The following is a 19,140-nucleotide window of genomic DNA, read 5'->3' on the forward strand; positions in this document are numbered from 1 at the left end:
TTGGGGAGCAATCGGGTTACCGGCAAGAGCAACAGAGCGGAATTTGGCGCTACGCCTCACGGCAAAGCGGCCAAACGATGCGCTGGTGTAAAGCCAAACCCGGCGGGTGCAGGCCTTTGGGTCCAAAGCCACCCGGCAGGAGTCCTGGTTTTGCGCGGTTCTTACTTGAGATCGGCGGCAAGCCCTGAAGTTTCACCGCAAGCGAAGGTTGTGGAGCGAGTTCGGGCAGGTCGTGGGGTCCAGGGCAGGGCGCGCATCATGCGGAATCCGGCTGGATGCGCTGGGGACGCGGATGTCGATGCCGGCTGGGCACGGCGTTCTTGCAAGCCCGGAAGTGTTTTCGAGCGGCGATGCAGGTTCGGTATGGGCGCTGGATTAAGTTCTTGGAATCCATCCTGAAAGGGAAATTCCTGAAGAACTGCCACAGCGGCCTGATGCGCGGGCTGGCCTAGCGGCCATGCAAGCGAAGAGCTGGATTTCGCCGCCAACAAAACAATTCCGGGTGCGCCTCGAAGAAACTTCCAGGAAATTCCTGGAGTGTCGGGCAGGCGCGATGCAAGTGTCTTGTGGGTGGCGGCCGTCTGGGTTTATCGCGGCAGCGTAGTAGTTAGCAGGCGCAGCAGGTCCAAGGCGAGCCGTTCCAGGCAGTACGCCTGGAGCGTCGTAGTTATTGCGGCAGTGATCGGCCGGCCCGGTTAAAATCTTTTCATCCCGCATTGGCGGGAAATCGCGCGCAACACCACCCAGGGTGTCAGCAAGATGCTGATGCAGGTGCGGCGCAAGAAACCAACCCTTGGAGAATTACATGTCTTTGATGCGCGAAATGCTGGAAGCGGGTGTCCACTTTGGTCACCAGACCCGTTACTGGAACCCCAAGATGGCTCAGTACATCTTCGGTCACCGCAACAAGATTCACATCATCAACCTGGAAAAGACGGTTGATAAGTACCAGGAAGCCACCAAGTTCGTGAAGCAGCTGGCTGCTCGCGGTGGCAACATCCTGTTCGTTGGCACCAAGCGCGCCGCTCGCGAGCTGGTCGCTTCCGAAGCCGCCCGTTGTGGCATGCCCTACGTCGACGCCCGCTGGCTCGGCGGCATGCTCACCAACTTCAAGACGGTCAAGACCTCGGTCAAGCGCCTGAAGGACATGGAAGCCGTTGTCGCCGAAGGCGGCGCCGAGCGCATGATCAAGAAGGAAGGCCTGCTGTTCCAACGCGAACTGGACAAGCTGAACAAGTCGATCGGCGGCATCAAGGACATGAACGGCCTGCCCGATGCCATGTTCGTGATCGACGTCGGCTACCACAAGATCGCCATCGCCGAAGCCAAGACCCTGGGCATTCCCGTGGTCGCCGTGGTTGACACCAACCACTCGCCCGAAGGCATCGACTACGTCATCCCCGGCAACGACGACTCGGCCAAGGCCATCGCGCTGTACGCCAAGGGCATCGCCGACGCCGTCCTGGAAGGTCGCGAGCAAAACCTGAACGGTCTGGTCGAAGAACTGGGCGAAGGTCAGGAAGAGTTCGTCGAAGTGCAAGACAACCAGGCCTAAGCCTGTTGTCATGTCCGGCGGGTAAGGTCTGGAAGCGGCGCCGAAACGGACCGCTTCCGCCCTCGCCGGCGCTGCGAAGCTGGGCTCCCATCTTCCAGGCCCGCCTAGCGCGGGCGTCCCATCGAATCAAATCACAGCCCCGGCCCGCCGGGGCGTGTCTTAGCAAAATTTGGAGCAAACATGGCTGAAATTACCGCTGCCCTGGTCAAGGAACTGCGCGAAAAGACTGACGCGCCCATGATGGAATGCAAGAAGGCCCTGACGGAAGCCGAAGGCGACCTGGCCCGCGCTGAAGAAATCCTGCGCGTCAAGCTGGGCAACAAGGCCAGCAAGGCCGCCGCCCGCGTCACCGCCGAAGGCCTGATCGGTCTGTTCATCTCCGCCGACGCCAAGAAGGGCGCCGTCATCGAAATCAACTGCGAAACCGACTTCGTCGCCAAGAACGACGACTTCGTCGGCTTCGTGAACAAGCTGGCCGAACTGGTCGCCACGCAGAATCCGGCCGACGTGGCCGCGCTGTCCGCGCTGCCGTACGGTGAAGGCACCGTCGAAACGACCCGCACCGCCCTGATCGGCAAGATTGGCGAAAACATCTCGATCCGCCGCTTCGAGCGCATCGAGACCGCCAACTCGCTGGCCAGCTACGTGCACGGTGGCAAGATCGGCGTGCTGGTGGAATACACCGGCGCCGAAGAAGTGGGCAAGGACCTGGCCATGCACATCGCCGCCACCAAGCCCAAGGCCCTGAACGCCGATGGCGTGAACCCGGCCGACATCGCCGCCGAGCGCTCGGTTGCCGAGCAAAAGGCTGCCGAATCCGGCAAGCCGGCCGACATCGTCGCCAAGATGGTCGAAGGTTCGGTGGTCAAGTTCCTGAAGGAAGTGACGCTGCTGTCGCAGCCCTTCGTCAAGAGCGACAAGCACACGGTCGAACAGCACCTTAAGGAAAAGGGCGCCTCGATCAGCAAGTTCGTGCTGTTCGTCGTCGGCGAAGGTATCGAGAAGAAGACCAGCGACTTTGCCGCTGAGGTTGCCGCTGCCGCCGCCGGCGCCGCCTGACCTCTAGGTAGTGCTTAAAGGCCGGCGCTAGATTAAATTCTAGTCCGGCCTTTTCGCCGCATGGACCCCCCGAGGGCGTATGCCTGGGGGGCAGCCGGCCCGCCTGGCGGGTGCGGCGCTGGGGGCAACCCCATTCTTGACTTACACTTTCGTCGGATTGTTCTTCGGGATATCACCTATGAGCAGCAGGGCATACAAACGGGTTCTTCTCAAACTTTCCGGCGAGGCGCTGATGGGCGAAGATGCATTCGGCATCAATCGCTCCACCATCGTCCGTATGACCGATGAGATCGCCGAGGTCGCCGCCGCGGGCGTCGAACTGGCCATCGTCATCGGCGGAGGCAACATCTTCCGTGGCGTCGCCCCGGGTGCGCAGGGCATGGACCGCGCGACCGCCGACTACATGGGCATGATGGCCACCATCATGAACGCGCTTGCGCTGCAGGACGCGCTCAAGCACAAGGGTATCGACACCCGGGTACAATCCGCGCTGAACATCGATCAGGTCGTCGAGCCCTACATCCGGCCGAAGGCGCTGCGTTACCTCGAAGAAGGCAAGGTCGTCATCTTCGCCGCGGGCACCGGCAACCCTTTCTTCACCACCGATACCGCCGCCGCGTTGCGCGGCGCCGAAATCGGCGCCGAGATCGTGCTGAAGGCCACCAAGGTGGATGGCATCTACAGCGCGGATCCCAACAAGGATCCCACTGCCACGCGCTATGCGCGCATCAGCTTCGACGAAGCGATCGTCCGCCGTCTGGAAGTCATGGACGCCACCGCCTTCGCGCTGTGCCGCGACCAGAAACTGCCGATCAAGGTGTTTTCGATCAACAAGTCCGGCGCGCTCAAGCGAGTCGTGAGCGGCGAGGACGAAGGCACGTTGGTACACGTTTAAAGAAAAGGAAATTCCATGAGCGCAGCAGAAATCCGCAAATCCGCCGAGGCCAGAATGGCCAAGTCGCTTGATACGCTCAAGACCAACCTGGCCAAGATCCGCACGGGCCGCGCCCACACCGGCATCCTGGACCACGTGCAGGTCGAATACTACGGCTCGCCCGTGCCGGTCGGCCAGGTCGCCAACGTGAACCTGGTCGATGCCCGCACCATCAGCCTTCAGCCGTACGAAAAGCACATGGCGGGCCCGATCGAAAAGGCGATCCGTGAATCGGACCTGGGGCTGAACCCCATCTCCATGGGCGACACGATCCGCGTTCCGATGCCGGCGCTGACCGAAGAACGCCGCCGCGACCTGACCAAGGTCGTGCGCAGCGAGGGCGAAGACGCCAAGATCGCGGTGCGCAACCTGCGCCGCGAGGCCAACGAATCGCTCAAGAAGCTCGTCAAGGACAAGGAAATCTCCGAGGACGACGAGCGCCGCGCCCAGGACGACGTCCAGAAGCTGACGGACCGTGCCGTGGCGGACATCGACAAGATGGTCGTCCAGAAAGAAGCGGAAATCATGACCGTATAATCCTGGCACGCCCCAGGGCTTCCGGCGATGCCGGCGGTCCTGGCGCCAGGATTTCCCTGCCTATGCGCCGTCCTGTCCATTGCCTCGCGGTACTTCCACGTAGCGATGGAAACGACGGCGCAGGTTTTTTCCCGTATTCGTGTCTTTCACCGGCCCACCGCGCACAGTCCCCACACTAATGGCAACCAGTTCGACTCAGGCGGTCCCCGATACTCGCGACATCCCCGAGCACGTCGCCATCATCATGGATGGCAACGGCCGCTGGGCGACGAGGCGGCTGCTGCCTCGTACCGCCGGCCATGCCAAGGGCGTGCAGGCGGTCCGGCGCGTGGTCGAGGCCTGCGGACGCGCCGGCGTGCGTTACCTGACGCTGTTCGCGTTCAGTTCCGAGAACTGGCGCCGACCGGCTGAAGAGGTCTCCCTGCTGATGCGCCTGTTCGTGCAGGCCCTGGAGCGCGAGGTCGGCAAGCTGGAAGAGCAGGGCGTGCGCCTGCACGTCATCGGCGACCTGAGCGCCTTCGAGCCGCGCCTGCGCGAACTCATCGACGCCGCCCAGGAACGCACCGCGCACAACGATCGCCTCCACCTGACGGTGGCTGCCAACTACGGCGGCCGCTGGGACATCCTGCAGGCCACGCGCGCCATGCTGGCGGCCGAGCCCGAGCTGGCGGCGCATCCCGAGCGGGTGGACGAAGAGCGCCTTTCCAGGCATCTTTCCATGGCATGGGCTCCCGAGCCCGATCTGTTCATCCGCACGGGCGGCGAACAGCGCATTTCCAATTTCCTGATCTGGCAGATGGCCTACGCGGAGTTCTACTTCACGGACCGCTTCTGGCCGGACTTTGGCGCCAACGAACTCATGGCCGCCTTCGATTGGTACCGCACGCGCGAGCGCCGCTTTGGCCGCACCAGCGCTCAAGTCAGCGAAAGCGCCGCGAAGTAGGCTGAGCGCGACGCGCGTCTTTCCAGGCTGCACAAGAGGAGACCGTCATATGTTGGGCCAGCGTATCGTTACCGCCGTCGTGTTGTTGGCCATTCTGGCCGCCGCCATGGCGAGCGCCAATCCCTGGTGGTTCGTCGCCCTGCTGGCCCTGGCGGCCGCTTGCGCCAACTGGGAGTGGCTGCGCCTGACGCTGCCGCAACCGCCATCCCCCCTGATTTCCATCGGCGTCGCCGTGCTGCTCCTGGCGGGCATGCTGGTGCTGACTTCCGCGTGGCTGGCGGGCGATCGCACGGGCGCCGGCGATCCCGGCTGGATACTGCGCTACCTCGTGCCGGCCGTGTCGGCCGTCTGGCTGTTTGCGGGCGTCGCCGCCGTGGTGCGCGGCCGTTCCGATGCGCCGCCCGCGAGCCTGGCCTGGTCGGTGTTTTCGGTCCCCGCGGCCCTGGCGGCCTGGGCCGTGCTGGCGCAGATGTACATCGCGCGCGGCGCGGTGTTCGTCGTGTCCTTGCTGGCCCTCGTCTGGGTGGCCGATATCGCCGCGTATTTTGCCGGCAGGGCCTTTGGCAAGCGTAAACTTGCTCCGCGGGTCAGCCCGGGCAAGACGGTTGAAGGCGCCATCGCCGGCGTTCTGGGCGCGGTAGTGTGGATCGGCTTGTCCAGTCTCTGGGACGGCACGTTCGGCCATGCGCTGGTGCAACGCTGGTCCTTCTGGCTGGCGTTGCCGATCGCCGCGGCGCTCGGCATGCTGTCCATCGTCGGAGACCTCTTCGAATCGCTGCTCAAGCGCCGCGCGGGCCGCAAGGATTCCAGCACGCTCCTGCCGGGCCATGGCGGCGTCTATGACCGCATCGACGCGATTCTTCCCGTCGCGCCGTTCGCGCTACTTTTGTCTGGAGTTTTGTTTTGACGGCTTTTCAACGTGTCGTCGTACTGGGATCGACCGGTTCGATTGGTGAAAGCACGCTGGACGTGATCGCCCGCCATCCTGAACGACTGGCGGTTTATGCGCTGTCCGCGCACAGCAGGATGCAGCGCCTGGCCGAACAGGCGCTGGCCAGCCGGGCCGCGGTCGTGGTGGTGCCGGACCTCGCCGCCCGGCAGAAATTCATCGACGCCTGGCCGGGCTCGCAGGCCATGCCCGAGATCCGCGTGGGCGCGCAGGCGCTTGCGGACACCGCCGCCGACGCGCAGTGCGATGCCGTCATGGCCGCCATCGTCGGCGCCGCCGGACTCCCTGCCGCGCTGGCCGCCGCGCGCGCCGGCAAGCGCGTGCTCCTCGCCAACAAGGAAGCCCTGGTCGCGGCCGGCTCCCTGTTCATGCAGGCGATTCGCGACAACGGGGCCGAACTGCTGCCCATCGACAGCGAACACAATGCCATCTTCCAGTGCCTGCCGCATCAGGGGCGGGCCGCCGCGCCGCAGCATCCCGCCCGGGGCGTGCGCCGGCTGCTGCTGACGGCTTCGGGTGGTCCGTTCCGCGGCCGCGATCTCGAAGACCTGCACGACATCACCCCCGCACAGGCCTGCGCCCACCCCAACTGGAGCATGGGCCGCAAGATTTCCGTCGATTCGGCCACCATGCTGAACAAGGGCCTGGAGGTCATCGAGGCGCACTGGCTCTTCGCCATGCCTGCCGATCGCATCGAGGTGGTGGTGCATCCGCAAAGCGTCGTGCACTCCATGGTCGAATACGACGATGGCTCGGTGCTCGCGCAACTGGGCCAGCCCGACATGCGCACGCCCATTGCCTACGGCCTGGGATTTCCCGATCGCATCGAAAGCGGCGTGGGGCCCCTTGACCTGACCCGGCATGGCCGCCTGGATTTCGAAAAACCCGATCTGTCCCGGTTTCCGTGCCTGGCGCATTCGTTCGCCGCGCTGCGCGCGGGCCAGGCCGCGTGCGTGGCGCTCAATGCCGCCAACGAGGTCGCCGTCGACGCATTCCTGGACGGCCGGCTGGCGTATACCTGGATTCCGCGGGTGATCGAGGCCGCCCTCGAGTGGCAAGCGCGTCAGGCATCTGTTACGCTCAGCAGTCTTGAAGACGTACTTGCTCTTGACGCCGAGGCGCGCACCTTTGCGGGCAACCTCGGACTGGCCTGATCGCGGGCCGCGCCTGCCTCTGATTTCCTAGATTCCGACCCCATGCTTTTCACCCTGCTGGCCTTTGCCGTAGCGCTTGGCTCACTGATCATTTTCCATGAGCTGGGGCACTATTGGGTTGCCCGCCTGTGCGGCGTGAAGGTGCTGCGGTTTTCGGTGGGGTTTGGCAAGGTCATCCTGCGCCGCACCGACCGCCACGGCACCGAGTGGGCAGTCTCCGCCTTGCCGCTGGGCGGCTACGTCAAGATGCTGGATGACGCGCCGCCGGGGGCCAGCCCGGCGCTGGCGGCTGGCGCCTTCAACACCAAGCCTGTGGGCCAGCGCATCGCCATCGTGGCTGCCGGCCCCATTTTCAACCTGATTCTTGCGGTCTTCCTGTACGCGGGCCTGAACATGGCCGGCACCGAAGAGCCGGTGGCCGTCATTGCGCCGCCGGCCGCCGATACGCCCGCCGCGCGCGCCGGCCTGCTGGCTGGCGACCGTATCCTTGCCATCGACGGTGAGGAAGTCGCCTCGTGGTCCGACGCGCGCTGGCGCCTGATGGACGTCATGTCCACGGGCGGCACCGCCCGCATCGAGGTCAGCACGCCCACCGGATCTGTCCAGCAGCGCGAACTCCAGCTTCCTCCCAATACGATGGATCCGGACGCCGGCGATCCGCTCGCCGCCGCCGGCATCCGGTTGGCCCAGCCCAAGCCGGCGGTGCGTGCCGTGATCGACGGCGGGGAAGGGCAGGCCGCGGGCCTGCGCGCTGGCGACCAGGTCGTGGCCGTGAACGGCCAGCCGGCCCCCGATACCGGCGCGCTGGTCAGGCAGATCCAGGAAAACGCCGGCAAGACGCTGGCGCTGACGGTCGCGCGTGATGGCGCCAATGTCACCCTGAACGTCACGCCCCGCCCGGAAGTCGTCAACGGCCAGGAAATCGGCCGGCTGGGCGTGCAGCTTGGCGGCAATGTGCCGATGGTGACGGTGCGCTATGGCGTGTTCGACAGCCTGTGGCGCGGCGCGGTGCGCACGTGGGACACCGCCTGGTTCTCGCTGCGCATGATGGGACGCATGGTGACGGGCGACGTCTCGTGGCGCAATGTCAGCGGTCCGGTCACGATTGCCGACTATGCCGGCCAGACCGCGCGGATCGGTATTGTTGCGTATATCGCCTATATCGCATTGATCAGCATCAGCCTTGGCGTTTTAAATTTGCTTCCCATTCCTATGCTGGATGGTGGCCATCTGCTGTACTATCTCGTCGAAATCGTGCGGGGTAGCCCGCCGCCAGCGAAGTGGATCGACATCGGACAACGCGCCGGCATAGGTATATTGGCAAGCCTCATGGGGCTTGCGCTGTTCAACGATTTCACGCGTTTGTTCACTTGAACGCGATTTAGCATAAAATCCCCCGCCATTTGCACGACCGAGGATACTCAAGGATGTCTTTTCGCCGGATGTTTCATCACAAAAAGGGTGTACTGCCGGGTCTCGTAGCCGCATTGCTGTTGCCGGCCCTGGCCCATGCCTTCGAACCCTTTGTCGTGCGGGATATCCGCGTAGAGGGTATCCAACGAACCGACGCCGGCACCGTCTTTGGTTATCTCCCCGTCAAGGTCGGTGAAAAATTCACCGAAGAAGAAGCCACCGAAGCCATTCGCCGTTTGTATGGCACGGGCTTTTTCACCGACGTTCAGATCCAGACCGACGATAATGTCGTCGTCGTGGTCGTGCAGGAACGTCCCACCATCGCATCCGTCAATTTCAACGGCATGCGCGAATTCGATTCCAAGGCCATTACCACGTCGCTCGCGCAGGTGGGTTTTGCCGAGGGCCGCATTTTCGACCGCTCCATGCTCGAGCGCGCCGAATACGAACTCAAGCAGCAGTATCTGTCTAAGGGCAAATACGGCGTCGAAGTGACCTCCACCGTGACGCCGCTGCCGCGCAATCGCGTCGGCGTGAGTTTCGACGTGTTCGAGGGCTCGGTCGCCCGCATCCAGGAAATCCGTTTCGTCGGCAACAAGGCGTTTTCCGAAAGCGACCTGCTCGACGAATTCAAGCTCACGACCCCGGGCTGGCTTACCTGGTATACCGATACCGACAAATATTCGCGCGAAAAGCTCGAAGGCGACCTGGAGCGCCTGCGCTCGTTCTATCTGGACCAGGGTTACCTGGAATTTTCCGTGGAGCCGCCGCAGGTCACGATCTCCCCGGACCGCCAGGATATCCGCATCACGATCACCATCCACGAAGGCGAACCCTACAAGGTGCGCAGCGTGAAGCTGGCCGGCAACCTGCTGGGCCTGGACAAGGAAATCAACGATCTGGTGCAGATCAAGGCGGGCGAGACCTTCTCGGCCGCCAAGACCAACGATTCGGCCAAGGCGATCACCGACTATCTGGGTGAACTGGGCTACGCGTTCGCCAACGTGAACCCGAACCCGCAGCTCGACCGTGCCAAGCACGAAGCCGACCTGACCTTCTACGTCGATCCCAGCCGCCGCGTGTACGTGCGCCGCATCCAGATCGGCGGCAACACCCGCACCCGCGACGAAGTCGTGCGCCGCGAAATGCGCCAGCAGGAAGCTGCCTGGTACGACGCCGGTGACATCAAGACCTCGCGCGACCGCGTCGACCGCCTGGGTTACTTCAGCGACGTCAACGTCAAGACCGACCCGGTCCCGGGTTCGCCCGACCAGGTCGACGTCAACGTCGACGTGAAGGAAAAGCCCACCGGCATGATCAACCTGGGCGTGGGCTACGGCTCGTCCGAAAAGGCCATTCTGTCGGCCGGCATCAGCGAAGACAACGTCTTTGGCAGCGGCACGAACCTGACGCTGCAACTGAATACCAGCAAGACGAACCGCGCCGTGGTGCTGTCGCACACCGATCCGTACTGGACCAAGGATGGCATCAGCCGCACGACGTCCGCGTACTACCGCGTGACCGAGCCCTGGAACAACAACGACGGCGACTACCGCGTCAAGGCCATGGGCCTGGGCATGAACTTCGGTATCCCGATCTCGGAGTACGACCGCATCTTCCTGGGCGGCAACTTCGAACGCAACCAGATCGACCTGTACGACAACTCGCCGGCGGCCTACGAGAACTTCGTCGACCAGTACGGCGATTCGACGAACGCGGTGATCTTCAGCGCCGGCTGGTCCAAGGACACGCGCGACAGCGCCCTGGCGCCGACCAAGGGTTCGTACACCCGCCTGAAGGCCGACCTGTCGACCATCGATCTGCAATACACCATGCTGACGGCGCAGCAGCAGTACTACGTGCCGCTGGGCGGCTCGTACACGCTGGCGCTGAACGGCATGGTGGACTGGGGCCAGAGCTACGGCAGCAAGGATTACCCGGTCATCAAGAACGTGTACGCCGGCGGTATCGGCACCGTCCGCGGCTACGAAGGCTCGTCGCTGGGTCCGCGCGACGTCAAGACGGGCGATTACCTGGGCGGCACGCGCCGCATCGTGGCCAACGCCCAGCTTTACCTGCCGTTCCCGGGCGCGTCCAAGGACCGCACGCTGCGCTGGTTCGTTTTCAGCGATGCCGGTCAGGTGTCGGCGGGCAGCGGCCTGAGCTGCACCCGCGGGCGCGACAACACCGAGGTCGAGGATCCGTGCGGCTGGCGTTTCTCGGCGGGTATCGGCCTGTCGTGGCAGTCGCCGATGGGTCCGCTGCAACTGTCGTATGCGCGGCCGCTCAACGCCAAGCAGGGCGACGACAAGCAAAGCTTCCAGTTCCAGATCGGAACCGGATTCTGAGCGAGGCGTTACTCTTGAAAACAAGGGCGCGGCCTCCTGGCCCGGCGTCCTTGCTGTTTAGTGGCACAATACACACTTTGGCTTTGCCTTACTGGAAGGTGAGATTTTCATGATGTCTGATTTCGCACTTAAATCATCGAAGACGCTGGGCGCCAAGCGCCGTGGCAAGCTGGGCGGCTCCATTGCCCTGGTGGGTGCGCTCATTCTCGGTTCGGCTGCCGCGATCCCCGCGCAAGCGCAAGGCACCAAGATCGGTTTCGTCAATACCGAACGCATCCTGCGCGAATCGGGTCCGGCCAAGACTGCGCAAAGCAAGATCGAAGCCGAATTCAAGAAGCGCGACGACGAACTCCAACGCCTGAACAACAGCCTGCGCTCGCAAGCCGAGAAATTCGACAAGGACGCACCCGTCCTGTCGGAATCCGACCGCGTCAAGCGCCAGCGCGAACTGGCCAACCTGGATACCGACCTGCAGCGCAAGCGCCGCGAGTTCCAGGAGGACTTCAACCGCCGCCGCAACGAAGAATTCTCCACGATCGTGTCCAAGGCCAATGACGCCATCAAGCGCATCGCCGAGCAAGAAAGCTACGACCTGATCATCCAGGACGCGGTGACGGTCAACCCGCGCATCGACATCACCGACAAGGTGATCCAGAGCCTGGGCAAGTAAGCGATACCCGTCTAGCCATGCCGGTTTTACTGGATCTTGCCCGCGCGCCAACGCTTGAAGCCCTGTTGAGCGCCGCCAATACCCAGGGTATGGACTGGCGCATCAGTGAGGTGTCCGGCGCAGACCCCATGCGGGTCTGCGGCATCGGAACCCTGGCTTCGGCCGGCCGCCAGGAACTCTCGTTCCTGTCCAACCCCCGCTATCAAAGCCAGCTTGGCGCAACCGGAGCCGGGGCGGTCATCGTCTCGCCCGAGGTCGCCGAGGCCCTCGAAGCCCAGGGCAGCGACCGGCCGCCTTTCGCGCTGGTCGTCTGCAAGCATCCCTATCTGCTCTACGCGCGCATTGCGCAGTGGTTCGACACTGCCCGCAGGCCCGCGCTGCCCGCTGAAACCCATCCCTCCGCCGTGGTCGCGCCCGACGCGATCATCGAAGAGGGCGTGCGCATTGGCCCCAATTGCGTCGTCGAGTCCGGTGCGCGCATCGGCCGCGGTACGGTGCTGGGTCCCGGTTGCGTCATCGGCGCGGGGTCGTCCATCGGGCCTGACGGGCGCCTGCATGCCAACGTCACGCTCTATGAAGGCGTGAAGGTCGGCGCGCGGGTCATTCTGCACAGCGGTGCGGTGCTGGGCGCCGACGGCTTCGGGTTCGCGCCCGATCCCTCGCTGGGCAAAGGCGCCTGGGGCAAGATTCCGCAGTTCGGCGGCGTGTCGCTGGGCGATGACGTCGAGATCGGCGCCAACACCACCGTCGACCGCGGCGCGCTCGAAGACACCGTGCTGGCGGACGGCGTCAAGCTGGACAACCAGATCATGGTCGGCCACAACTGTCGCATTGGCGCGCATACCGCAATGGCGGCGTGCGTGGGCGTGGCGGGTTCGACCACCATCGGCGAACGCTGCACCATCGGCGGCGCCGCGATGCTCTCGGGCCACCTGGTCCTGGGCGATGACGTACACATTTCGGGCGGCACGGCAGTGACGTCCAATATTTCCAAGCCGGGCCGCTATACCGGGGTCTTCCCGTATGCGGAGCACGGCGACTGGCAGCGCAATGCCGCCGTGATACAACAGTTGGCGCAATTGCGCCGCCGCGTGCGCACGCTGGAAAAGGACTAGGGCGCTGTCGCCGCCCTGGCGCGCGCGCGCCGCCACATTATTTAATTTCGCAGGAACGCATAGAAAAATGGAACTCGACATCAAGGGGATCATGGAGAGGCTGCCGCATCGCTACCCGATGCTGCTGATTGACCGTGTAGTTGAAATGGTGCCTGGCAAGTCCATCGTCGCCATCAAGAACGTCTCGATCAACGAGCCGTTCTTCAACGGTCACTTTCCTCACCATCCGGTGATGCCGGGCGTGCTCATCGTTGAAGCCATGGCGCAGGCTTCGGCGCTGTTTTCCTTCACGGATGAAAACGGCGGGCTCAAGTGCGAAGGTTCCAAGACGGCCTATTATCTGGTCGGCATCGACGGCGCGCGCTTTCGCCGCCCCGTCGTCCCGGGCGATCAACTGCGCATCGAGGTCGAAGCCGAGCGCCTGAGCCGCAGCATCTGTAAGTATCAAGCACGCGCGACGGTCGACGGCCAGGAAGTGGCGTCGGCCAAGCTGATGTGCGCGATTCGCAGCCTGGAAGAGTAAATGGCAGGAAACATCCATCCCACCGCTGTCGTCGATCCGGCGGCAAAAATCGACCCGACCGCGGTCATCGGCCCGTTCGCAGTGGTGGGGCCCGATGTGACCATCGGTGCGGGTACCGAGATCGGTCCTTACTGCATGGTCGACGGCGTGACGACCATCGGTCGCGACAACCGCTTCTACCGGTATTGCTCCATTGGGGGCATGCCGCAGGACAAGAAATACGCGGGCGAGGCCACCCGCCTGACGATCGGCGATCGCAACACGGTTCGCGAATTCGTCACGCTGAATACCGGCACGACGCAAGATGGCGGCGAGACCACGCTGGGCGACGACAACTGGATCATGGCCTATGTCCACGTCGCACACGATTGCCACATCGGCAGCCATACGATCCTGGCGAACTCGGTCCAACTGGGCGGCCACGTCCATGTGGGCGACTGGGCCATCATCGGCGGCCTGACCGGCGTGCATCAATTTTCTCGGGTCGGCGCGCACACCATGACGGGCGGCAACAGTTCGCTCATGCAGGACACGCCGCCGTTCGTGCTGGCCGCGGGCAACCCCTGCCGTCCGGTGGGGATCAACGTCGAAGGCCTGAAGCGCCGCGGCTTTACGCCGGCCGCCATCTCGGCCCTGCGCGAAGCCTACAAGATCATCTACCGCCGGGGCCTGCCCCTGGACGAGGCGCGCGCCGAATTGCGCGAACGCCAGCAGGCCGTCCCTGAAGCCGCCGAGCATCTGCAGACCCTGCTGGATTTCCTGGACGTCGCGTCCCGCGGCATCATCCGCCCATGAGCTCGCGGATCGGCATGGTGGCCGGCGAGCCTTCGGGCGACCTGCTGGCCGGGCGCATCATTGCCGGTCTGCAAGCGCGCGACGGCAGCGTCCATTGCGAGGGCATCGGCGGGCCCCAGATGCAGGCCCACGACTTCGAAGCCTGGCATCCGATGCATGCGTTGACGGTGTTCGGGTACGTGGACGCGCTCAAGCGCCTGCCCAGCCTGTTGGCCACGTATCGCGACGTCAAGCGTCGCTGGCTCGCCCAGCCACCATCGGTGTTCGTCGGCATCGACGCGCCCGACTTCAACCTGCGGCTGGAACACCAACTGCGGCAAGCCGGCACGCCGACGGTGCATTTCGTCGGCCCCTCGATCTGGGCCTGGCGCTACGAGCGCATCCACAAAATCCGCGAATCGGTCTCGCACATGCTGGTGCTTTTTCCGTTCGAGGAAGAGATTTACCGCAAGGAAGGCATCCCCGTCACCTACGTGGGCCATCCGCTGGCCGGCGCGGTGCCGATGCAGCCCGACCGCGCCGCGGCCCGGGAACGCCTGGGCATCGACCAGGGCGCGCGCGTGCTGGCGATCCTGCCCGGCAGCCGCTCGTCGGAGATCCGCCTCCTGGCGCCGCGTTTCCTGCAGGCCGCGCAGCAATTGCTGAAGAAAGATCCCGCGCTGCAATGCATTGTCCCCATGGTCAACGACCAGCGGCGGGCGGAATTCCTGGAGATCCTGGCTCAGTACCCGGTGCCCGGGCTGCGCTGCGTCACTGCCCACGATCTGCACGGCGAAGGCGGCGACCGCAAGGCGCCGGTGGCCTGGTCCGTGATGGAGGCCGCCACGGCGGTGCTCGTGGCCAGCGGCACCGCCACGCTGGAGACGGCGCTGTTCAAGCGTCCCATGGTGATTTCGTACGTGCTGTCGCCCTGGATGCGGCGCATCATGTCCTGGAAATCGGGTCAGCAGCGCCCCTATCTGCCGTGGGTGGGGCTGCCCAATGTGCTGCTGCGCGACTTTGTCGTGCCGGAGCTTTTGCAGGACGATGCCACGCCCGATAAACTGGCCGAAGCGACCTGGCAGGCATTGACCGACGACGCGCTGATCGCGCGCGTGGAGTCCCGGTTCACCGCCATGCATCAGGACCTGTTGCGAGACACGCCGGCGCTGGCCGCGCAGGCGATCCTGGAGGTGGCCGATGGAGCAGCCTGATCTGTTCGTGGCGCCCGAGCAGCCCGCCTTGCTGACGGCGGGCGTGGACGAGGCGGGCCGCGGTCCGCTCGCCGGCCAGGTTTATGCGGCGGCCGTCATTCTGGATCCGTCGCGGCACATCGATGGGCTCGCGGACTCCAAGGCGCTGACCGCGCTGCGGCGCGAGGCGCTCGCCGAGCAGATCAGGGAGCGGGCGCTGGCCTGGTGCATCGCCAGCGCCACCGTCGCGGAGATCGACACCCTGAACATCCTGCGCGCCACGCTGCTGGCGATGCAGCGCGCCGTGCAGGGCCTGGCCACCGCGCCGCAATTGGCCCTGGTGGACGGCAACCAGGCGCCCAAGCTGCGCTGCACCGTGCAGACGGTCATCAAGGGCGATGCGCTCGTGCCGGCGATCTCGGCCGCGTCCATCCTCGCCAAGACGGCGCGCGACGCGGACCTGCTGCGGCTGCATGCGCTGTATCCCCAGTATGCGTTCGATCAGCACAAGGGCTACGGCACGCCGCTGCACCTGCAGCGGCTGCGCGAACACGGCCCTTGCGCCGAACACCGGCGCAGCTTTGCGCCCATCAAGGCATTCGGCCTGGCCTCATGAAGCACATCAGTTCCCGCGATAACCCCGCGGTCAAGGCGCTGGCCAAGCTGGCCGGCACGGCGGGCAAGCGCGGCGCCCCGGTGCTGCTGGACGGCGTGCACCTGTGCCAGGCATGGCTGCAGCATCATGGCGCGCCCGATCAGGCGATCTTCGATGTCGAGCGCCTGTCCCATCCCGACATCGCGGCCCTCGCCGCGGGCGTTTCCGACCGCATCAGCCTGGCGCTGGATGCCCGGCTGATGCACATGCTTGCCGCGGTGGAAAGCGGGCAGGGCGTCGCCTTCGTGGTGACGCCGCCTGTGCCGACGCCGCCGGAGCAGGTCGACGAAACCTGCGTGCTTTTTGACCGCATCCAGGACCCCGGCAATGTGGGCACGCTCTTGCGCACGTGCGCCGCGGCGGGGGTGAAGCGGGTGTTCCTGGCGACCGGCACCGCCGCCGCGTGGTCCCCGAAGGTGCTGCGCAGCGGCCAGGGCGCCCATTTCGCCCTAGCCATCCACGAGCATGTGGACCTGGAGGCCTTGCTGCCCCGGTTGCGCGTTCCCCTGGTTGCCACCGCCCTGGACGGGGCGCGTGATCTCTACGCGGGCAGGCTTCCCGCGCGGTGCGCATGGGTGTTCGGCCACGAAGGCCAGGGGGTGGCCCCGGCGCTGCTCGCGGCCGCGACCCTGAAGGTCCGCATCCCGCATGACGCCGGCGCGGTGGAATCGCTGAACGTCGGCGCGGCGGCGGCGATTTGCCTGTTCGAACAGCGCAGGCAGGCCAGCGCCCCGCGCGCCGGTTGATCTGCTTCAGGATTCCCCGCTTTTCCGCCTATTGAGGGCCACAGACCCGCCTTATACTGCCGCGTCCGCGCAGGACGCCGCCGTGGAGGCGGGCGTCACGCGCATTTCGACCTGGGAGGCGACGCGTGAAGAATTGGATCAAACTGAGTATTGCCGCGCTGGGCGCCGCGACGCTGCTGGCAGGCTGCGCGGGCCCGCGTTATGCCGATGTGTCGGCGCGGATTTCCGCGCTGCAGCCGGGCGAAGGGCGCATCTACTTCTACCAGCCCAAGACCGCCAACGGCGGCAAGACCCAGCACCCCGCGATCCTGGTGGACGGCACGCGGGTCGGCAAATCCAAGATGGGCCACTTCTTCTTCGTGGACCGGTCGGCCGGCACCCTTGAGGTCACAACCGCGACGGACCGCAAGGAGCAAAAGGCGCCGATCACCGTTCCGCTTGCGCCGGGCCAGACGCAGTACGTCAGGGTGGACATCGAGGGCGGCAAACAGGTCCTGCAGCTCGAAGGGTCGGCCGAGGCGGCCCAGCAGGCCCTGGCGGAACTGCGGTACTGGGGCGCCGGACGGCGGGAGCGCGAGCCGCTGCGCTATTGATGCGACGTCACGTTTTGTAGATTTCTGACGCACCCATATACTTACGCACTTTATTTCTAGCCGAGGTATCCATGGCGTCGTCGGTGGTGCAGAAAATGGCGGGTGCGGTCCGCGTGGGAAAACTCGCGGCCATGGCCGGTGCGGGCGCGCTGCTCTTGGGAGCGTGCATGTCCGTGCCGACGCAACGTGTCGCGTTGGTCCCCGTTGCGGCGGCAGACCCGGTAAGCGTGATCCAGTTGTCGCGCATGATCAGCGCCCAATTGTCCAATGACAGCATTGTCACCCTGTCCGCGGGGTCGCAATGGCAACGGGTTGGCGCCTTGCCCCAGGGCGACGCCTACCGGTCGCTCAGCGGGCTGTTCACCATCCAGACGCGGCGCCAGGCCGAGGCCTATGTCGTGGCGTCGTCCGGAAAGCTCGTCGGCTTTTACTTGCCGGGCGAATCGGCTTACTTGTCCTTGACTCGCCCCGTCACGCTGCCTGTGGAGATGCGTCAATGAAGGTTTGGCTGATGAAACTGGCGGCGGTTGCCGCGACCGCCGTGGTGCTGGCAGGCTGCGCCGGCCCGCAGTATCAATCGCTGCAGGGCCGCATTCCGCCGATTGCGCAAGGCAACGGACGCATTTACTTCTACCAGCAGCAAACCACGCCCGTGGCGGCCGCCCAGCAGAAACTGCGCGTCAACCAGGATGTGGTGGGCCGCAACAAGCCGGGCAGCTTCTTCTTCGTGGATCGGCCGGCCGGCAGCTATGTCGTGACCAACCTGTACTGGACGGGCGAGGGCGTGAGCTTCATGCTCGACGCGGGCCAGACGCGCTATGTGCGTGTCACCGCCGAGTCGCTGGGCAGCACGGGCGCGGTCGGCAACCTGTCGATGGAACTGGTCGATCCGCCCGAGCGCGCCGAAGCCGAGATGCTGCGCTTGCGCTACTGGGGCGCAGCGACGCCCGAGCGGGTTCCCGGCCTGTAACGGGTTCTGCCCGGGGCGCGGATTTGCGCAAACGCGCGATGCTGTGCCCCTGATTTCCTGCATGCCAGACCAGGGCGCGCCGCGGCGCGCCCTGGTCGTTTTCAGCCCCGATCCAGCCCGACTTCCTGCAGCACCGTGGTGGCGATCTCCTCGATCGACTTGGTGGTGCTGGACAGCCAGGAAATGCCTTCCCGGCGCATCATGCGCTCGGCTTCGGCCACTTCGTAGCGGCATTGCTCCAGTTGCGCGTAGCGGCTGTTCGGGCGGCGCTCGTTGCGCACTTCGGCCAGGCGTTCGGGCTGGATGGACAGGCCGAACAGCTTGCCGCGGTGCGGCGCGATGGTGGAGGGCAAGGTGCCGCGCTCGAAATCGTCGGGCGTCAGCGGGAAGTTGGCCGCCTTGATGGCGTATTGCATGGCCAGGTACAGGCTGGTGGGCGTCTTGCCGCAACGGGAGACGCCAACGAGGATCACGTCGGCCTGGTCGAGCTGGTTCACGAACTGGCCGTCGTCGTGCGCCAGGCTGAAGTTGATGGCGTCGATCCGGTTCCGGTATTTTTCGGAGTTGGCCTGCATGTGCGAGCGGCCGATGGAATGGCTGGACTTCAAGCCGAGCGCCTGCTCGATGTGGCTGACGAAGGTGCCGAACAGATCCAGGAACACGCCGTTCGCCTGGCGAACGCGGGCCAGGATTTCAGGATTGACCAGGGTGCTGAAGACAATGGGAGGAACCCCCGCGTCCAGGGCGCTGCGGTCGATCCGCATGGCGACTTCCGCGGCCTTTTCGAGCGTGTCCACGAAAGGCAGGCGGATAGGCTTGAAATTGACCTCCTCGAACTGCGAAAGTACTGACTGGCTGAACGTTTCCGCGGTGATGCCGGTACTGTCGGAAACGATGTATACCGTGCGTACGATAGGGGTAGATGTCATGTGTAAAAAATTCCAACCAGGCGGATGGCCGGACGTACTCCACCGAGTACAATCAGGCCCCTATAAGTCACCCCAAGGGC

Annotated in this window: 20 protein-coding genes; 19 read left to right on the plus strand and 1 reads right to left on the minus strand. The window is 64.9% G+C overall.

Going from position 1 to position 19,140, the window contains the following annotated elements; genetic code table 11:
* Window positions 1-805: 805 nt before the first annotated feature.
* From rpsB to BMW75_RS25065, 19 genes are all read left to right on the plus strand, one after another.
* Window positions 806-1,555, plus strand: coding sequence for a 30S ribosomal protein S2 (gene rpsB / locus BMW75_RS24975; protein WP_076521303.1), 750 nt, complete (start codon window positions 806-808; stop codon window positions 1,553-1,555).
* A 180-nt stretch (window positions 1,556-1,735) separates the two neighbouring features.
* Complete coding sequence (gene tsf / locus BMW75_RS24980) at window positions 1,736-2,614, plus strand: translation elongation factor Ts (protein WP_092582300.1); 879 nt, start codon at window positions 1,736-1,738, stop codon at window positions 2,612-2,614.
* Between the two features lie 178 nt (window positions 2,615-2,792).
* Window positions 2,793-3,509, plus strand: coding sequence for a UMP kinase (gene pyrH / locus BMW75_RS24985; protein WP_076521301.1), 717 nt, complete (start codon window positions 2,793-2,795; stop codon window positions 3,507-3,509).
* Window positions 3,510-3,524: 15 nt separating this feature from the next.
* Complete coding sequence (gene frr, locus BMW75_RS24990; protein ID WP_008167711.1) at window positions 3,525-4,085, plus strand: ribosome recycling factor; 561 nt, start codon at window positions 3,525-3,527, stop codon at window positions 4,083-4,085.
* Between the two features lie 178 nt (window positions 4,086-4,263).
* Window positions 4,264-5,028 (plus strand): polyprenyl diphosphate synthase, encoded by a 765-nt coding sequence (gene uppS / locus BMW75_RS24995; RefSeq protein WP_092582301.1) that lies wholly within the window; start codon window positions 4,264-4,266, stop codon window positions 5,026-5,028.
* A gap of 49 nt (window positions 5,029-5,077) precedes the next feature.
* A complete protein-coding gene (locus BMW75_RS25000) occupies window positions 5,078-5,935 on the plus strand; it encodes a phosphatidate cytidylyltransferase (protein ID WP_076521299.1) in 858 nt (285 codons plus the stop codon).
* On the plus strand, window positions 5,932-7,131 hold the full coding sequence (locus BMW75_RS25005; protein WP_092582302.1) for a 1-deoxy-D-xylulose-5-phosphate reductoisomerase: 1,200 nt from the start codon (window positions 5,932-5,934) through the stop codon (window positions 7,129-7,131). The genes BMW75_RS25000 and BMW75_RS25005 overlap by 4 nt, the downstream gene beginning before the upstream one ends.
* A gap of 42 nt (window positions 7,132-7,173) precedes the next feature.
* On the plus strand, window positions 7,174-8,505 hold the full coding sequence (gene rseP, locus BMW75_RS25010) for an RIP metalloprotease RseP (RefSeq protein ID WP_092582303.1): 1,332 nt from the start codon (window positions 7,174-7,176) through the stop codon (window positions 8,503-8,505).
* A 53-nt stretch (window positions 8,506-8,558) separates the two neighbouring features.
* Window positions 8,559-10,892 carry an outer membrane protein assembly factor BamA gene (bamA, locus tag BMW75_RS25015; RefSeq protein ID WP_076521296.1) on the plus strand — a complete coding sequence of 778 codons (2,334 nt, stop codon included), beginning with the start codon at window positions 8,559-8,561 and terminating at the stop codon, window positions 10,890-10,892.
* A gap of 109 nt (window positions 10,893-11,001) precedes the next feature.
* The gene (locus tag BMW75_RS25020; RefSeq protein ID WP_092582304.1) at window positions 11,002-11,562 is read left to right on the plus strand and encodes an OmpH/Skp family outer membrane protein; all 561 of its coding nucleotides are present in this window, start codon (window positions 11,002-11,004) and stop codon (window positions 11,560-11,562) included.
* 17 nt (window positions 11,563-11,579) lie between these two features.
* Window positions 11,580-12,677 (plus strand): UDP-3-O-(3-hydroxymyristoyl)glucosamine N-acyltransferase, encoded by a 1,098-nt coding sequence (gene lpxD / locus BMW75_RS25025; RefSeq protein WP_092582305.1) that lies wholly within the window; start codon window positions 11,580-11,582, stop codon window positions 12,675-12,677.
* A gap of 67 nt (window positions 12,678-12,744) precedes the next feature.
* The gene (gene fabZ / locus BMW75_RS25030) at window positions 12,745-13,200 is read left to right on the plus strand and encodes a 3-hydroxyacyl-ACP dehydratase FabZ (protein WP_008167730.1); all 456 of its coding nucleotides are present in this window, start codon (window positions 12,745-12,747) and stop codon (window positions 13,198-13,200) included.
* The gene (lpxA, locus tag BMW75_RS25035; protein WP_076521292.1) at window positions 13,201-13,995 is read left to right on the plus strand and encodes an acyl-ACP--UDP-N-acetylglucosamine O-acyltransferase; all 795 of its coding nucleotides are present in this window, start codon (window positions 13,201-13,203) and stop codon (window positions 13,993-13,995) included.
* Window positions 13,992-15,188 carry a lipid-A-disaccharide synthase gene (gene lpxB / locus BMW75_RS25040; RefSeq protein ID WP_092582306.1) on the plus strand — a complete coding sequence of 399 codons (1,197 nt, stop codon included), beginning with the start codon at window positions 13,992-13,994 and terminating at the stop codon, window positions 15,186-15,188. The genes lpxA and lpxB overlap by 4 nt, the downstream gene beginning before the upstream one ends.
* Window positions 15,175-15,783: a ribonuclease HII gene (gene rnhB / locus BMW75_RS25045; protein WP_092582307.1), complete on the plus strand. Its 609-nt coding sequence runs from the start codon at window positions 15,175-15,177 to the stop codon at window positions 15,781-15,783. Before lpxB ends, rnhB begins: the two co-directional genes overlap by 14 nt.
* Window positions 15,780-16,568, plus strand: a complete 789-nt coding sequence (locus BMW75_RS25050) for a TrmH family RNA methyltransferase (RefSeq protein WP_092582308.1) — start codon at window positions 15,780-15,782, stop codon at window positions 16,566-16,568. Before rnhB ends, BMW75_RS25050 begins: the two co-directional genes overlap by 4 nt.
* Window positions 16,569-16,693: 125 nt before the next feature.
* Window positions 16,694-17,161, plus strand: a complete 468-nt coding sequence (locus tag BMW75_RS25055) for a DUF2846 domain-containing protein (RefSeq protein ID WP_092582309.1) — start codon at window positions 16,694-16,696, stop codon at window positions 17,159-17,161.
* 71 nt (window positions 17,162-17,232) lie between these two features.
* Window positions 17,233-17,661, plus strand: a complete 429-nt coding sequence (locus BMW75_RS25060; protein ID WP_254792127.1) for a hypothetical protein — start codon at window positions 17,233-17,235, stop codon at window positions 17,659-17,661.
* The gene (locus BMW75_RS25065) at window positions 17,658-18,131 is read left to right on the plus strand and encodes a DUF2846 domain-containing protein (RefSeq protein WP_092582310.1); all 474 of its coding nucleotides are present in this window, start codon (window positions 17,658-17,660) and stop codon (window positions 18,129-18,131) included. The genes BMW75_RS25060 and BMW75_RS25065 overlap by 4 nt, the downstream gene beginning before the upstream one ends.
* A gap of 101 nt (window positions 18,132-18,232) precedes the next feature.
* Here BMW75_RS25065 and BMW75_RS25070 read toward each other — a convergent pair whose 3' ends face one another.
* The gene (locus BMW75_RS25070) at window positions 18,233-19,060 is read right to left on the minus strand and encodes a posphoenolpyruvate synthetase regulatory kinase/phosphorylase PpsR (RefSeq protein ID WP_076521285.1); all 828 of its coding nucleotides are present in this window, start codon (window positions 19,058-19,060) and stop codon (window positions 18,233-18,235) included.
* Between the last annotated feature and the right edge of the window lie 80 nt (window positions 19,061-19,140).

The organism is Achromobacter sp. NFACC18-2, assembly GCF_900108985.1.
Lineage (GTDB): Bacteria > Pseudomonadota > Gammaproteobacteria > Burkholderiales > Burkholderiaceae_B > Achromobacter.

Excerpts from the sequence above, each read along its gene's own strand:
- BMW75_RS25060 (WP_254792127.1), top strand. The coding sequence starts at position 17,233 with ATGGCGTCGTCGGTGGTGCAGAAAATGGCGGGTGCGGTCCGCGTGGGA.
- rnhB (WP_092582307.1), top strand. The coding sequence starts at position 15,175 with ATGGAGCAGCCTGATCTGTTCGTGGCGCCCGAGCAGCCCGCCTTGCTG.
- lpxA (WP_076521292.1), top strand. The coding sequence starts at position 13,201 with ATGGCAGGAAACATCCATCCCACCGCTGTCGTCGATCCGGCGGCAAAA.
- fabZ (WP_008167730.1), top strand. The coding sequence starts at position 12,745 with ATGGAACTCGACATCAAGGGGATCATGGAGAGGCTGCCGCATCGCTAC.
- tsf (WP_092582300.1), top strand. The coding sequence starts at position 1,736 with ATGGCTGAAATTACCGCTGCCCTGGTCAAGGAACTGCGCGAAAAGACT.
- BMW75_RS25070 (WP_076521285.1), bottom strand. The coding sequence starts at position 19,060 with ATGACATCTACCCCTATCGTACGCACGGTATACATCGTTTCCGACAGT.
- BMW75_RS25000 (WP_076521299.1), top strand. The coding sequence starts at position 5,078 with ATGTTGGGCCAGCGTATCGTTACCGCCGTCGTGTTGTTGGCCATTCTG.
- bamA (WP_076521296.1), top strand. The coding sequence starts at position 8,559 with ATGTCTTTTCGCCGGATGTTTCATCACAAAAAGGGTGTACTGCCGGGT.
- lpxD (WP_092582305.1), top strand. The coding sequence starts at position 11,580 with ATGCCGGTTTTACTGGATCTTGCCCGCGCGCCAACGCTTGAAGCCCTG.
- rpsB (WP_076521303.1), top strand. The coding sequence starts at position 806 with ATGTCTTTGATGCGCGAAATGCTGGAAGCGGGTGTCCACTTTGGTCAC.
- BMW75_RS25020 (WP_092582304.1), top strand. The coding sequence starts at position 11,002 with ATGATGTCTGATTTCGCACTTAAATCATCGAAGACGCTGGGCGCCAAG.
- pyrH (WP_076521301.1), top strand. The coding sequence starts at position 2,793 with ATGAGCAGCAGGGCATACAAACGGGTTCTTCTCAAACTTTCCGGCGAG.
- BMW75_RS25050 (WP_092582308.1), top strand. The coding sequence starts at position 15,780 with ATGAAGCACATCAGTTCCCGCGATAACCCCGCGGTCAAGGCGCTGGCC.
- lpxB (WP_092582306.1), top strand. The coding sequence starts at position 13,992 with ATGAGCTCGCGGATCGGCATGGTGGCCGGCGAGCCTTCGGGCGACCTG.
- rseP (WP_092582303.1), top strand. The coding sequence starts at position 7,174 with ATGCTTTTCACCCTGCTGGCCTTTGCCGTAGCGCTTGGCTCACTGATC.
- frr (WP_008167711.1), top strand. The coding sequence starts at position 3,525 with ATGAGCGCAGCAGAAATCCGCAAATCCGCCGAGGCCAGAATGGCCAAG.
- uppS (WP_092582301.1), top strand. The coding sequence starts at position 4,264 with ATGGCAACCAGTTCGACTCAGGCGGTCCCCGATACTCGCGACATCCCC.
- BMW75_RS25065 (WP_092582310.1), top strand. The coding sequence starts at position 17,658 with ATGAAGGTTTGGCTGATGAAACTGGCGGCGGTTGCCGCGACCGCCGTG.